14 protein-coding genes and 1 CRISPR repeat array are annotated in these 14,934 nt (G+C 32.0%); all 14 genes read left to right on the top strand.

The window, feature by feature from the left end; all coding sequences use genetic code 11:
* Positions 1 to 96: 96 nt before the first annotated feature.
* The 14 genes from ACTYBU_RS19985 to cas2 all read left to right on the top strand — a co-directional run bounded on the left by ACTYBU_RS19985 (position 97) and on the right by cas2 (position 14,436).
* Positions 97 to 2,142 (top strand): molybdopterin-dependent oxidoreductase, encoded by a 2,046-nt coding sequence (locus ACTYBU_RS19985; protein ID WP_445492594.1) that lies wholly within the window; start codon positions 97 to 99, stop codon positions 2,140 to 2,142.
* Positions 2,143 to 2,462: 320 nt separating this feature from the next.
* The gene (locus ACTYBU_RS19980; RefSeq protein ID WP_445492480.1) at positions 2,463 to 2,636 is read left to right on the top strand and encodes a hypothetical protein; all 174 of its coding nucleotides are present in this window, start codon (positions 2,463 to 2,465) and stop codon (positions 2,634 to 2,636) included.
* A gap of 428 nt (positions 2,637 to 3,064) precedes the next feature.
* Positions 3,065 to 3,205 carry a hypothetical protein gene (locus ACTYBU_RS19975; RefSeq protein ID WP_445492479.1) on the top strand — a complete coding sequence of 47 codons (141 nt, stop codon included), beginning with the start codon at positions 3,065 to 3,067 and terminating at the stop codon, positions 3,203 to 3,205.
* Positions 3,206 to 3,221: 16 nt separating this feature from the next.
* Positions 3,222 to 4,552: direct repeats of the CRISPR family, unit length 29 nt; unit sequence ATTTATATCCCACTACGTTCAGATAAAAG.
* A 385-nt stretch (positions 4,553 to 4,937) separates the two neighbouring features.
* The gene (locus ACTYBU_RS19970; protein WP_445492592.1) at positions 4,938 to 5,693 is read left to right on the top strand and encodes a helix-turn-helix transcriptional regulator; all 756 of its coding nucleotides are present in this window, start codon (positions 4,938 to 4,940) and stop codon (positions 5,691 to 5,693) included.
* Positions 5,635 to 5,874, top strand: coding sequence for a hypothetical protein (locus ACTYBU_RS19965; RefSeq protein ID WP_445492477.1), 240 nt, complete (start codon positions 5,635 to 5,637; stop codon positions 5,872 to 5,874). Before ACTYBU_RS19970 ends, ACTYBU_RS19965 begins: the two co-directional genes overlap by 59 nt.
* A 315-nt stretch (positions 5,875 to 6,189) precedes the next feature.
* Positions 6,190 to 6,891, top strand: coding sequence for a CRISPR-associated endoribonuclease Cas6 (gene cas6 / locus ACTYBU_RS19960; RefSeq protein WP_445492476.1), 702 nt, complete (start codon positions 6,190 to 6,192; stop codon positions 6,889 to 6,891).
* A gap of 26 nt (positions 6,892 to 6,917) precedes the next feature.
* Positions 6,918 to 8,684 (top strand): type I-B CRISPR-associated protein Cas8b1/Cst1, encoded by a 1,767-nt coding sequence (gene cas8a1 / locus ACTYBU_RS19955; protein ID WP_445492475.1) that lies wholly within the window; start codon positions 6,918 to 6,920, stop codon positions 8,682 to 8,684.
* Positions 8,677 to 9,570 carry a type I-B CRISPR-associated protein Cas7/Cst2/DevR gene (cas7i, locus tag ACTYBU_RS19950; protein WP_445492474.1) on the top strand — a complete coding sequence of 298 codons (894 nt, stop codon included), beginning with the start codon at positions 8,677 to 8,679 and terminating at the stop codon, positions 9,568 to 9,570. Before cas8a1 ends, cas7i begins: the two co-directional genes overlap by 8 nt.
* An 11-nt stretch (positions 9,571 to 9,581) precedes the next feature.
* A complete protein-coding gene (gene cas5b / locus ACTYBU_RS19945; RefSeq protein WP_445492472.1) occupies positions 9,582 to 10,316 on the top strand; it encodes a type I-B CRISPR-associated protein Cas5b in 735 nt (244 codons plus the stop codon).
* Between the two features lie 76 nt (positions 10,317 to 10,392).
* Positions 10,393 to 12,648, top strand: coding sequence for a CRISPR-associated helicase Cas3' (cas3, locus tag ACTYBU_RS19940; RefSeq protein WP_445492470.1), 2,256 nt, complete (start codon positions 10,393 to 10,395; stop codon positions 12,646 to 12,648).
* A gap of 22 nt (positions 12,649 to 12,670) precedes the next feature.
* The gene (locus ACTYBU_RS19935; protein WP_445492469.1) at positions 12,671 to 12,997 is read left to right on the top strand and encodes a Dna2/Cas4 domain-containing protein; all 327 of its coding nucleotides are present in this window, start codon (positions 12,671 to 12,673) and stop codon (positions 12,995 to 12,997) included.
* Positions 12,987 to 13,193 (top strand): Dna2/Cas4 domain-containing protein, encoded by a 207-nt coding sequence (locus tag ACTYBU_RS19930; protein WP_445492590.1) that lies wholly within the window; start codon positions 12,987 to 12,989, stop codon positions 13,191 to 13,193. The genes ACTYBU_RS19935 and ACTYBU_RS19930 overlap by 11 nt, the downstream gene beginning before the upstream one ends.
* Positions 13,183 to 14,169 (top strand): type I-B CRISPR-associated endonuclease Cas1b, encoded by a 987-nt coding sequence (gene cas1b, locus ACTYBU_RS19925; protein WP_445492467.1) that lies wholly within the window; start codon positions 13,183 to 13,185, stop codon positions 14,167 to 14,169. The genes ACTYBU_RS19930 and cas1b overlap by 11 nt, the downstream gene beginning before the upstream one ends.
* Positions 14,170 to 14,172: 3 nt before the next feature.
* The gene (cas2, locus tag ACTYBU_RS19920) at positions 14,173 to 14,436 is read left to right on the top strand and encodes a CRISPR-associated endonuclease Cas2 (protein ID WP_445492466.1); all 264 of its coding nucleotides are present in this window, start codon (positions 14,173 to 14,175) and stop codon (positions 14,434 to 14,436) included.
* Positions 14,437 to 14,934: the final 498 nt, after the last annotated feature.

Below are 14,934 nucleotides of genomic sequence, written 5' to 3'. Positions count from 1 at the left end.
AGAAAAATGGATGATTTTCAACCCCTTGATCCAGAAAAATATGTGATATTATTAGATAGTATAAGTGGAGATTTTAAAAAGATAAAGGTGATAATCATGCAAAATATTGTTCAGCAAAAGGATGGGATTTTTCCGTCTGTATGTTCACTCGATTGTCCGGATCAATGCGGGTTGCTCGTTCATAAACAAAATGGAAAAATAATCAAGGTGGAAGGAGATCCTAATCATCCGATTACAAAGGGGAATATTTGTAATAAAGTTCGTCATATGACGGAAAGGATATATGATCCGAAACGCCTTAAAACTCCGATGAAAAGAGTAGGAGAAAAAGGGGAGGGGAACTTTGAACCAATTAGCTGGGATGAAGCGATCTTAACCATTACAAACCATTGGAAAGAATTAATCGAGCAATATGGTCCGGAGAGTATCCTCCCATATAGCTTTTATGGAAATATGGGGAGATTAAATGCAGAAGGAATGGATCGACGCTTTTTTCATCGTCTAGGAGCAAGCAGATTGGATCAAACGATTTGCCAAGTTGCGGGTTCAACAGGCTACAAATACACAATGGGTGACAGCATTGGGATTGACCCAGAAGAAACGATTGACACAAAACTCTTTTTGTTTTGGGGCATTAATGCTGTTAGTACAAATATGCATCAATTGACAATTGCTCAAAAAGCAAGGAAAAAAGGAGCAAAGATCGTCGTTATTGATGTGCATAAAAATCAAACAGGACGTATGGCAGATTGGTTTATTCCAATTTTGCCAGGAACGGATAGTGCACTTGCATTAGGAATCATGCATATTCTCTTTGAGGAAAATATCGTGGATTGGGATTTTTTACAAGAATATACGATTGGACATCAGGAATTGCAAAAACATGTTCAAGCATATGATCCTCAAACCGTATCAGGCATAACAGGAGTACCGGTTGATGATATTTATAAGCTTGCGCGGATGTATGGAAAAACATCTCCTTCTTTCATCAGAATAGGAAATGGCCTGCAGCATCATGATAATGGAGGAATGTGTGTACGAACGATTTCTTGTCTGCCTGCATTAATGGGACAGTGGAGTGTAAAGGGAGGCGGGGCAATAAAATCAAATTCAGGTTTTTTAGCTACAAATTCAAAGGCTTTGCAAAGACCAGATTTATTGTTTGATCAAAAAACTCGCATTATTAACATGAATTCTATTGGACATGCATTATTGGACTCTGATCCACCAATTCGATCTATGTTTGTATATAGCTGTAATCCTGCTGTTGTAGCACCAAATGCAAATAAAGTAAAAGAAGGATTAAAGAGGAAGGACCTTTTTACAGTTGTCCACGACTTGTTTTTAACAGAGACAGCTGCATATGCCGATATCGTTTTACCTGCGGCGTCAGCATTTGAAAATATGGATTTCTACGCTTCATATTGGCATCAGTATATGCAAATCCACTTGCCAGTCATTGAGAAATATGGTGAATCGAAATCAAATGTTGAGGTTATGCGCCTTTTAGCAAAAGGGATGGGCTTCACTGATTTGATTTTCCAAGATTCAGAGGAGGATATGATTGAACAAGCGCTTGATAATGAAAATAATCCTTATTTAGAAGGTATCACTCTTCAATCACTTTTAGATAATCAATATGTAAAAGCGAGCCCAAAATCCTTATTTCCACTGAAAACACCAAGTGGAAAAATTGAGCTTTATTCGAAAAAAATGGAGGAAGACGGATATTATCCACTTCCAACCTATATTCCGCTTGAACATGAAGTAGATGGCGGTTTTCTATATATTCCAGCACCAAATCACAATTTTCTAAATTCAACCTTTTCAAACAATGAAAAGCATGTTTCGATGGAGAAATATCCAAAGCTTTTTATGAACGTTCTAGATGCAAAAGAAAATGGCATTGAAAATGGGGATCTTGTTAAAGTGTGGAATAAACGAGGAGAATGTGAAATAATTGCATCTGTAGGTGAACAAGTTTTGCCTGGAGTGGTAGTATCGCAGGGATTGTGGGCAGATGAAAAAGATAAGAAGCAATTAGTAAACAGTCTTACTCCTGATCGGATTGCGGATATGGGTGGAGGAGCAACCTTTTTTTCAGGAAAAGTTCATGTGAAAAAAGTGGAGAAAATTTACTAGAAACTTCATTATATTAGAATAAAACCAATTGTAGAGAAAAGGAAGCTTCCTACAATTGGTTTTTTGTTCTTTCATCGGTATATACGTCTTTTTCAAAGCAGTTCATGATAAGGGTGCCTGACCCCCAGTGAGGAAAAGAGACAGTTTTATCTTGCATTAAAATCTGGTGATTATGTAGTCTGTTTCCATTATCCTGTTAATTCGTTTTGGACAGAAGAGAATGTGCAGCGCTTTAAAGTTGATATTATGCGTGATATAATGGAAACTGAACCAGCACTTTTTCGCGATTTTGTGATGCAATTACTAGGAGGGATTAAGCAATGAATAAAAAGGTAATGCGTTTTGATAATGCCAAAGTTATCCATGTAGCCTCTGGTAATGTAAATGCTGATAGAAAATATATTGATGCGAAAGCAAAAAGGTTTGATGAAACAAATCGACGTTTACAAGAAGCTTTTGGTAAAAATAAAAAACGTAAAAGTTACAGCTGCTAAGACATTAGCATTAAATTTTTAGTAGTTTTTTATATTTTCCTTTATAAATAAATCAATGAAGTTATCAAATAGCAAGTTCGGAAAAACTCTTCCCTTAAATATTTATACAAATTATTAAATATCACACTTCTTCCTCAAAAATGGGATAAATTTATTTAGGAAACTTCATATCCTCCTTGATTAGTTTTGTATCCCCTTACATTAGCAACAGCACTTTTAAAATTTTATCAAACACTGAAAAGACTTCTTGAAGACTTAATTTTAGAAGAACATATGGACAGCCTCCATGATTCTGTCATTTCGCAAACAAAAGCAGAAGAGGAACTATCCCTGTGTTATCCACGCTCTCCTTTTTTTTTAAAAACTCCGTAATTAACTATGATTAGAGGTATAGTAAAAAAGACATTATTTGTAAGGGGGAAGATAGTATGCCATTAGAAATTTTTCGCCATGAAATTACAAGAATGGAAGTAGAAGGGATTGTGAATGCCGAAAATACAGCACTAAAAATGGGTGATGGTATATGTGGTGCAATATTTCATTTTGTGCGGCAGGTGCCAGTGAACTGAAAGAAGCGTGCGCTGCATTTATATCCCACTACGTTCAGATAAAAGCATAGTTATATGTGCCGCTACTACTAATTCTTCCTTGATTTATATCCCACTACGTTCAGATAAAAGTGCTTGTAAACTGCCGAATGGTGAAGTTGCTACTTCGATTTATATCCCACTACGTTCAGATAAAAGCAACTTTATATCCATTCAGCTCACCACTTTCTTTGCATTTATATCCCACTACGTTCAGATAAAAGCATGGTTAGATGGGGGATTTACATTTTTCTTGTCCACATTTATATCCCACTACGTTCAGATAAAAGTTTATCTAATTCAGCTAATTTGTACTTTCCTAACAAATTTATATCCCACTACGTTCAGATAAAAGAACATAACAAGGAGCAATTTAGAAAAGATTACACTTATTTATATCCCACTACGTTCAGATAAAAGGAACAATGCCTATACAGCGACAAAAGTCTTCTGGAATTTATATCCCACTACGTTCAGATAAAAGTGAAACGTTCCTGACATTACCAAAAGCAAATCCGAATTTATATCCCACTACGTTCAGATAAAAGAAAAGCCAGCGAAAGCGGCAATATACAAGGTTAAGCCATTTATATCCCACTACGTTCAGATAAAAGCTCAAGCAGAACTTGCAAAAAAAGCAAAGTTATCACGATTTATATCCCACTACGTTCAGATAAAAGTCTATTTCATATTCCTGACCATCATTATACTTTTCATTTATATCCCACTACGTTCAGATAAAAGTAGACACGACGATAAGGGCGAATCTGACCGTTTCTAATTTATATCCCACTACGTTCAGATAAAAGGCAATTCTTCTAGCGACTTATTGCTCGTATAAACCGTATTTATATCCCACTACGTTCAGATAAAAGCAAAATAATCAATAGCCCAATCTATACGAGTAACCTTATTTATATCCCACTACGTTCAGATAAAAGATAATGCTTTCCATGCACATATCTATCAGCATTCCTCATTTATATCCCACTACGTTCAGATAAAAGGAATCGAAAATTTAAAAGCGGAGGCGGTTAATTGAATTTATATCCCACTACGTTCAGATAAAAGCGAGAAGTCTGTATATACTTCTATATTCTTCACCCAATTTATATCCCACTACGTTCAGATAAAAGAAAGGAGAGATATGAATGAGAGACATTAGAAACGAATTTATATCCCACTACGTTCAGATAAAAGAAACGCAGATGCAAAGATATCGTTTAGGCTTCCGAGATTTATATCCCACTACGTTCAGATAAAAGGCAAATAGACGTATTAAATCACTGTGTGAATATCGATTTATATCCCACTACGTTCAGATAAAAGCCTCTGAAAAATTGCATGGAAAACCTTTATATACCAAGGCTTGGAGAGCATTCTAGTTTTATTAATGTTTCTCCGTTTTGCAGCGAACCGATGATTGTGTTTTTCAATATTTAATAAAAAGAAGGCTAACCCCTTGTCGCTTCTGTGTTTGTAGCTGTTTTTTATGAATATAGGTTTACTGCAAAATATGATTGAGATTATAATTATTATAAAATAGATACTCCTTTTTTGGATAATTAATTATTTAACTGATAGAGTAATTGTAATTATTAACAGTATATTATATTTAGTTGTAAAAACGAAATAGTATATTATTATCTTTCGGTATAATAGGTAAAAGGAAATTATTCAATCCATTTATTTAGGAGTTGTTTTCTAGTTGAGAATGAATAAGGTGGAGCGGCTTTTTAAAATTATTGACTATCTTAGTGTTGGAGACTTTGTAAATGCGAAGGAATTAGCTCATATTACAAAAACATCAATACGCAATATTTATCGAGATATAAGTGAGTTAGAAAAGGTTGGTTTTTACTTTCATTCAGAGAAAAAAGGCTACCTTTTAATTGAAAAGCCAATCAACCAAAACACTGGATTAACGGATAGAGAGTGGTTATCTCTGTTATTAACGCAAGCACTGCCAAAGCAGTATGTAATTAAAGAAAACTCGAAGAAAATAGAATATAAATTTGAGCGAAATAAAATGGATAAAGAAATAAGGTGGAATCAGGTAGTTAGTAATCATATATTGCATCATTTTCTTTATCATGATACATATGATGAAAATTTAATGATTGCCCTTGTAAATGCAATGGAAAAGAACAGGAATGTCTTGATTACATATTATAGTCCTGCAAATGCAGCAGAAACAAAGCGAATTATTCATCCTTATTATATTATTGATAGAGACGATCATTATTACGTTGTTGCTTATTGTAATGAAAGAAAAGAAATTCGGAATTTTCGTATAGATAGAATTAGAAACTGGCAATTACAAAAAGAAAATTTTATCGTTCAAAATGATTTTTCCATTGCAAATCATCTTGCAGCCTGGAAAATGGATAGTACAGATGAAATAAATAAATTTGTTATACGATTTAGTAATAAAAGTAGGAAAATATATAAAAGAAAAAAAGTTTTATGATAAGAATGCTATAATAGAAGAGGAAGAGGATGGTTCGATTCTATTAACTATCGAGACGATGAGTAAATTATTTCTGCGATGGATTAGAAAGTATGGAATGGATGCAGAAGTACTTGAACCCCATCATGTAAGAGAGCAGTTAAGGGAAGAATACAAAAAGCTGCTGAAAAGCTATGAGTAATAAATTGTATTTGAACAAATGTGGGATGTAAATGTTTATTATTATTTTATTAAGGATTATTTTATTATTTGAACGCAGCGGTTAAAAATTTTAAATTGTGTAATTGTCATAGAAAAAAGCTGAGTAGGAACACTAATTTTCCTGCTCAGTTTTTTTGTTTTTTGACAGAAAGTTTGTTCGCTGACTGTTTTTGTCAGTTTAAACTTTAGAATAGTTGTATAATAGAATATAGCAAAAAATGCTAAAAAGGTTGTTTGTTTCCAATGATTGGTATAAAATGGTAATTATAAAATAATATTAAACTGGAGGAATAAAATGCGATGTGTTTTTAGTTTTCAGATTGAAAGTTTTACTCTGCGGTATCGTCTATTATTATTGTCATACTTAAAGGAAATTGTTCGATCACAATCAGAGGATTTTTATCAATCATTTTTTGTTGATAGGGAAAAAGAAACAAAGGAATTTTGTTTTGCGCCTTATTTTCCGAATATTCAAATTGAAGGCGATGAAATTGTTTCCAATACGCTGAATTTAACTGTATCTAGCTCTAATTATGAGATGATCATTCACCTTATTAACGGGGCTCAACAAAAAAAGGAATACTACTATAAAGGAAGTACAATGAAATTTATTGGAGTGAAAATGATGAAGGAAAAGCCAATTATTCAATCACCAATTTGGTTTAAGACTTTATCACCTATGTTAATTGAATCGAAAGATAAAAAACCTTTGCTTGCTGGTGATGAAAATTTTGAAAAAGAATTAAATATTATCTGTTCAAAAATGATAGAAAGCAAGTATGGAAGGTCATTATATCAACCAATTAAAATACTAAAGCATCATTTGAAAAAAACGGTTATAAAAGAAAATTTACATCAAAAATCAGGTGATTTATTTTTCACAGGAAATATAGGACAAGTATTATTAGACGGGGATCCACGAGATTTAAACGTATTTTATATGGAGGGAATATCACTTCGTAGTAATCAGGGGTTTGGTTGTTTAGACGTGGTATAGGTATAACTTGAAAGGAGGTGAAGATTATGACAATGGTAAGAGTGGAGACAGGCGATGCCCTCTTAAATGCCGGAATAACTGGTTTTGTGAATATATTAGAGGAGGCAAATATATTCTATGAATCTACTAGCAATTATGTAGAGTTTGACCTCTACGTTTTAGAAGATTTTCACCATTATTATTTTGAATATTTCGAAAATAGATACAAAGATCTTTTATCCCTTACCTATATTGTATCAAAGGGAAAGGAATTCCTTCATAAAAAGGAATGGGATGATAAGGCAATAGAGGATTGGAATAAATATATTGAAAGAGCAAAAAAAAATCTTAAAAGTAACAGTTATGCAGCTGCCTATAAAATGATTAATCGTAATGAAGTAGATTTATTAGAGATGGAAAAAAAGTTAAAAAAGTTCAAGTTAAAAAAGAATCAAACTATTCCTGATATTCAAAGTGAAATTGATGAAGGAAAACAATTCCTTCATGTAATTATTGAGTATTTAGATAAATCAGAAGTAAAAAAATATATTTTAGCAAAAAATACTGCCTATACAATTATTGATAATTTTTGGAGTGGTGTATCTTTTCTACATAAGTCATCTACAACATTAGATATATTTGAAGAATATAAAAAATATTTTATTGATCCCATTAATATTTATTTCGAAGAAGATCATTCAAAAGATAAGTATGTGTGTTTTATTAGCAATCAACCAATTAAAAAGCTATCAAAACCACATGCTTATGATATGGCTTGGCTAACCAAAATGGGGGTAGATATGAGTAGGAAAACCTCCCATTTTTGGAATTTACAATCTAATGTATGTTATATCTCACCGCTCATAAATTTTATCTATTCTTGTATTCCTGCAGGTTTTACTTTTATTAACAATCAAGGCTACTTTGTGAATTGTAATAGTTCAATTGATGGTTTAATTACATTAAATAAAAATTATGAAATGGAAGCTATTAAAGCAGATAACAGTATCCAATTATTAGAAGCGAAAACGTATTATCAGTTAATAGATTTTATGGAAGCACAAAAAAATAAGCAATCAAAAAATGAAATAGATAATATTCAAATCATTAAATTTAGCAATTTAGATAATAAAACAGATAATTTCCGACCATACACTTATAATGTCTTATCAAAAGATAAATTAGATGTGATAAAAAGACATCAAACAACATTAAGCAACATGATTAGCAAGGTTGTTAAAACAAGTGATAATACCTATCTGAATATTTATCAACATGTAATGGATCGTCTGTATAAAAATAAAAATCAATTTGATTTAATAAGTTTGTTATGTCGAACAAACTTACCGAACAGGGCGGATGAACCTATCCGAAGTAATCGTTTAATACTAGATATTGTTTACTTGAATAATCGTTTTATTGGAACGATTATTCAACATCAAAAAAAGAAGGGGGATGATTTGATGAGTGAATATTATTCTTATGTATCAAGAGATAAAATTGCAAGTGTTGAAAATGCAGGCAGAAAATTAGCGCAAAACTATAAGTTTAAAAATGCAAGCAATAAATTAGGGGGGATTACCTACCGTTTGCTTAATGCTTTAAAAACCAAAGACAAGGGGAAGTTTATGGATACTTTTGTTAATGCACATATGTATGCAGGAAAAGAGGGAGATATAACCATCCCACCACAAATGATTGAGGCGCTTACAGATGAAGATAAATTGCAAACACTTGGTTACGCATTTGTGTTAGGTCTACGTTCTGGCCTTAACCCAAAAGGAGAGAAAAAGGAGGGAGCAGAAAATGAATAAAAAAGGTTTAACTTTATCAGTTGTTTTTGAGGCGGAAAGTGGAAATTACGGAGAAGGTGTTGGCAACGTTACTTCATTAAAAAAACTAACGAGAGGTACTGGGGATAGCTTTACCTATATTTCTAGACAAGCGCTGCGTTACAATATTATTCAACAAATGGGGGAAGATCGCACGCCACTTGAATTAGATAAATCTGTTATTCAGTTTGCACCAGATGCACTAATTTCTGATTATCCTGAAATCGACTTATTTGGTTATATGAAAACAAATAAAGTAACAAAAACTCGTCCAGCTGTTGTTCGTTTATCCAATGCTATTGCATTAGAAAGTTTTCAAGCAGATACTGATTTTTTAACGAATAAAGGGTTGTTAGACCGCTATCAATTAGCTAGTGGAAATGACGGAAAAGAACAATTGAAAGGGGGAAACATTGCTCAAAGTGAAATTCATCATTCTTATTATACGTATACAATCACCATTGATTTAGATCAAGTTGGTATTGATCATAATGAGAAAGAAATCTCTGTCTCTAATGAAGAAAAAGTAAAAAGAGTGAACTCTTTGTTACAAACTTTAAAGTTTTTATACCGTGATATAAAAGGAAGAAGAGAAAATTTTTCTCCAATTTTTGTAATTGGTGGAGTATATGATGTCAAAAATCCATTTTTTGAAAACCGCATTAAAGTGAAAAATAATCGATTAAATGTAGAAACTTTACAAGGAGTTTTATCTTTAGACACACAAGTCGCTGAAAAAACAAAATGTGGACTAATAGAAGGAATATTTGATAATGATAAACAAATCCAAACAAATATATCTCCACTGTCGATAGCAACCTTCTTCGACTTTATCCAAAAAGAAGTAAGTAATTATTACTTAGATTAAGCGGTGATTTTATGAAAGCTCTTAGAATAAAACTATATCAAAACATGGTCAATTATAAATTACCATCAAGTTTTCAATTAAAAGAAACCTATCCACTTCCACCATACTCCACTGTATCTGGAATGGTACACCGAGTATGTGGCTTTACTGAATACCATCCGCTGAAAATTAGTATTGCAGGGGATTACTATTCGAAAGTAAATGATTTAGCAACAAGATATGAATTTGCTGCTGCATCATATGAACAAGTTAGACATACACATAAATTACATTCTTCAGATGAAAATAGAGATTATGGATTAATACGAGGAATTAGCACTACTGAACTCTTAATTGATGTAGAATTAGTGATTCATATTTTACCAGAGAAAGAAGAAGATTTAGAAGTGATTTTTGAATCATTTATAAATCCGATCGAGTATATATCACTTGGTCGTCGAGAAGATTTAGCAAGGGTGGAAGAGGTTAGGATAGTGGAAATAGTAGAGCAGGAATTAGAAGAAGATTTTATATTAAAATACTCTTCCTATATACCTGTAGAGTTATTTGATAATTATAGTGCCGAAAATGTGGAGTTTGCGACTGTATATAAATTGAATCGTTATTATGAAAAAGTACAAATTAAAAAAGGTGTAGAGCAGCGAAGATGGAAACAAGTTTCTGCATTCTATGGAGCAAAAGGTAGAGAATTGATCTATGATACGTATGAATTTGATGAAGATGGAAATATTGTATTCTTTTCATAAATGATAAGATTGTGAAGTTAAAGAGACTAGGAATTAAACAAATTTCCTAGTCTTGTTAGAAAGGAGCAAAGAAAGATTGCCTAATTTATTTCTTGCAAAATCAGATGAAAATTTAGAAGAAACGATCGTAAAGCATACGGAATCGTTATTACAAGAGCTAGAAAATCTAAAAGGCATTTATTCCAACATACCATTTCTTAGATGGGATTTATTAAAATTATCGTGTATTTATCATGATGTAGGAAAAATGAATACAAAATTTCAAAATAAATTATTGGTAGCTTTAAAAAAAACAGATTGTTTATTAAATGATAGAATACCAAATGTTAAGGAAATTCCGCATGGCTACTTAAGTTGCGCTTTTATTCCTTATGATCTGATAGAGGGCGATGATGAGCGGAAAATTGTTGCACAAGCTGTTTATTTTCATCATAATCGACCAGCAGCAACTCCTCAAGATTTAGAGGCAACGATTAATCAAGATTTGCCCCAGTATTTTCAACGGTTTAAAGAGGTGTTTCCGTATTCTTTAGCCGAACCCAAAAGAAGATTTAAAAAATATATTCATAGAAGAATAAGAAAAAACAACAACCTCGAATTAGCCAAACAATTTGTCCTTGTCAAAGGGTTGCTAAATAAAATAGACCATGCTGCTAGTGCCAACATACAAGTGGAAATTGCGAATCCAGGTTTAATTAACTATGTGGATGAGTTTCTTACTAGAAAATATGATAGCGGAAGAAACGAATTACAAAACTATTTAATGGAGCATCAAGAGGAAAATAATATTGTCATTGCTTCGACTGGTATAGGAAAAACAGAAGCAGCACTATATTGGATTGGAAATAGCAAAGGATTTTTTACATTGCCGCTTCGAGTTTCTATAAATAGTATTTATAAGCGTATAGAGAGTGAAATTAATTTTAAAGAAGTTGCACTTCTGCACTCAGAAACAGAAAGTGAATATGTAAAGAATGATCTTTATTCGATTGATTATTTTGAAAAAACAAAGCGATGGTCCATGCCACTTACTATTTCTACTCTTGACCAGCTAGTAGATTTTGTCTTTAAAGAAGAAGGATTTGAAAAGAAATTAGCAACTTTAGCTTATTCAAAATTAATTATTGATGAGATTCAAATGTATTCACCAAAAATGGTAGCATGCCTTTTAGCTGCATTAAAAGAAATAACGGAAATTGGTGGGAAATTTACTATTATGACAGCAACATTTGCTCCTTTTTTAAACGATTTATTAAATGAATTGCGAATTCCTTGTAATCAGCCAGCTGCACCCTTCTTTAAAAAGGTAAATGGACAAGTTGCAGTCCGCCATTGTCTTATAGTAAAAAATGAACAGATAAATTTAGAAGATATTAAGAAAAATAAGGAAGATAAAAAAATATTAATTATCGTAAATACAGTTAAAAAAGCACAAGAAATATATGATGTTTTGATAAAGGATCGGACGGATGTATTCTTATTTCACAGTAGATTTACAAAAAATGATCGAAAAGAAAAGGAACACGCGATTCAGGAAATGGGGAAATTAAAGAACCAAAGCAGTGGAATTTGGATCACAACGCAAGTGGTAGAAGCAAGTGTAGATATTGACTTTGATGTGCTTTATACAGAATTATCTGATTTGAACGGCTTATTTCAAAGGATGGGAAGAGTATATAGGAATAGAGTATTAGATCATAAAAGAGTAAATGTATTTGTTTATGATGGTGGTAATGATTACACATCTGGTATAAGTTTTCAAGAGAAGTATAGTGTAGTAGATACCAGTATTTTCGAAATATCTAAAAAGGCATTACAAAAATATAGAGTGCCAATCATTTTTACAGAAGAATTAAAAATGAAATTAATAGAGAGCAACTATACAACGCTACATCTAAAGGAAAGCAGTTATTATAAAGAAATTTGCGAGTTTTTGAAAATTTTAAGAAGTATACGAGAATATGAAGATTTAGATCCAAGAATAACCAATTTAAGAGAAATATTTAATGAAACGATTATCCCATATTTTGTTTACCAAAATAATCAAGAAGAAATCGACAGCGTACTTTTTAGCTATAATAAAACGTTAAGAAAAAAAGCAACAAATGAAGTAAAAGCAAATCGTGCAAAATTGCGGGATGAGCTATATGGGTTTACAGTAGATATCCCACAATATCGAGTAGCGATTGCAAAATCATTAAATAGAGTTGAAAAACTACTGAATATAGGTAACTATACGTCTATCAAAATAGTTGACTATGAATATGATCAACAAATGGGTCTAAAATATACGAATGATATGAAATTATTTTCTGACAGCCAATTTACATAGTATTAGAGAGGAGGAGAAATGAATGCTGCAAACGAAAACAGTTGGCGGTGTAGATTTAGCCTATAATGTTGTCTGTAAAAGAAAACTCTGGCTGTATAAAAAAGGAATAGGAATGGAAAGTGAATCAGATAGAGTGCTACAAGGTTCTATTCTTCATGAATCTTCCTATCCTCGACTCGATAAAAAAGAAATTCTAATTGACGGTGCTTTTAAGATTGATGCTATTGATGGCGAATTTGTTAGAGAAATTAAATTGTCTAGTAAAATGGTAGAGTCGGATACTATGCAAATGTTGTTTTATCTATACCAGCTTTTTTTGAGAGGAATTAACAAAAAAAATTTTAATTAGCTATACGAAAGAAAAGAAAACAGTTGAAGTATTTTTAACAGAGGAAAAAGAACAAGCTGTGAAAAAATCAATTGCAGAAGTATACAAAATAATAGATCGAGAAACTCCGCCACCTTTAAAGAAGCTGCGATATTGTAAAAGCTGTGCTTATTACAATTTTTGTTTTTCAAGGGAGGATGATGACGATGATGCGTGATCATTATGTTTTTTCGAATGGTCGTTTAAAAAGGAAGGATAATACAATATATTTTGAAAATGAAGAAGGACAGAGGAAACCGCTCCCAATTGAAAAAATACAAACTTTGCATTTATTTGGAGAAATTGATGTCAATACAAAATTATTAACCTATTTAAGTCAGTATGGCATCACTTTGCAGTTTTATAATTATTATGGTTTTTTCACGGGAGCTTTTAATCCTCGTGATGCTAAAGAATCAGGTCATGTGATTGTGAAGCAAAGTGAACATTATTCGGATAAGTACAAGCGGTTGTATATAGCGTATCAATTTTTAAATGGTGCTGTTCATCATATGCTGCGGAATTTGCGAAATTATAAAGAAGGAACAGGGGAATATATAGAAGGTATTCAGTTGTTATTTAGTCAATTGCATACTTCTACAACAATTCCTGAATTAATGGGGAGAGAGGGACAAATTCGTCATCTTTATTATCAATCGTTTAACCACATTATTAAACAAGATTTTGTTTTTGAAAAACGAGAAAAAAACCCGCCAAGAGATCCAATTAATGCGCTCATTTCTTTTGGAAACACGTTAATGTATCGAGTTGTATTAACAGAAATATATAAAACTTCTTTGAATCCTACTATTAGTTATCTTCATGAACCTTCAACAAAGAGATTTTCCTTAAGTTTAGATATTGCAGAGATTTTTAAACCATTAATCGTAGATCCAATTATATTTTCACTTATTAATAGAAGACAAATTTCCAAGAAACATTTCGATTATTTAGAAGGAGAAATTTGTTATTTAAATGAAGAAGGAAAGAAAAAATTTATTACCGCATGGGAGGAAAAACTGAATCAATCTGTCAAACATCGCATGTTAAAAAGAAATACAACCTATCGTTATTTCATTCGGTTGGAATGTTATAAATTAATTAAGCATGTAATTGGTGATGATGTATATAAGCCATTGAAAGCGTGGTGGTAACAAGTGTTTGTTATTATCACGTATGATGTTAGTGAGAAAAGAGTAGGGAAAGTATGTAAGAAACTGCGTGAATATCTCGATTGGACACAGAATTCCGTGTTTGAAGGGGAAATAACAATTGGTAAATATACTCAATGTATGGCAGAATTAAGTAATATCGTAAATAAAGAAACGGATTCTATCTATGTGTATCAGGTGAAAAATCCGAGAAACATTAAAAAGGTAGTACATGGTAGAGAAAAGAATCCATTTGATTTATTTATATAGTAAAATAGCATGAGAATTATTATAATTATTCTAAATAATCATCTGATTTGCAGTAAACCTATTTTTTAACAAAAGTGCATTAATCCCTTGTTGCTAAAGGGATCAAAGCGTATTTTGGGGAAAATGCAAAAACACGACTAACGATTCACTGCAAAAAGGCAAAATATTAGTGTATCAATCATCTGCTTAAACCCTTGATATATAAGGGTTTTCGTCGATATAATTTTGAGGATTTTATCTGAACGTAGTGGGATATAAAGGTGATATTGTATCCTTCTTGGACATAATGGAATAAATCATTTTATCTGAACGTAGTGGGATATAAAGGTTGTTAATGCAGGAACGGCAGACATACTAAGATCATATTTTATCTGAACGTAGTGGGATATAAAGGTCGATAATAATTGCATAATCATACGCTCTGGTTGAACATTTTATCTGAACGTAGTGGGATATAAAGGAGATTAGAACATTAATTGCATTTTCTGTTTCTTGCTG

This window comes from Niallia sp. 03133, from assembly GCF_052663225.1.
Note: the sequence above shows the minus strand (reverse complement) of the source record. Positions and strands in the feature narration are given on the sequence as shown.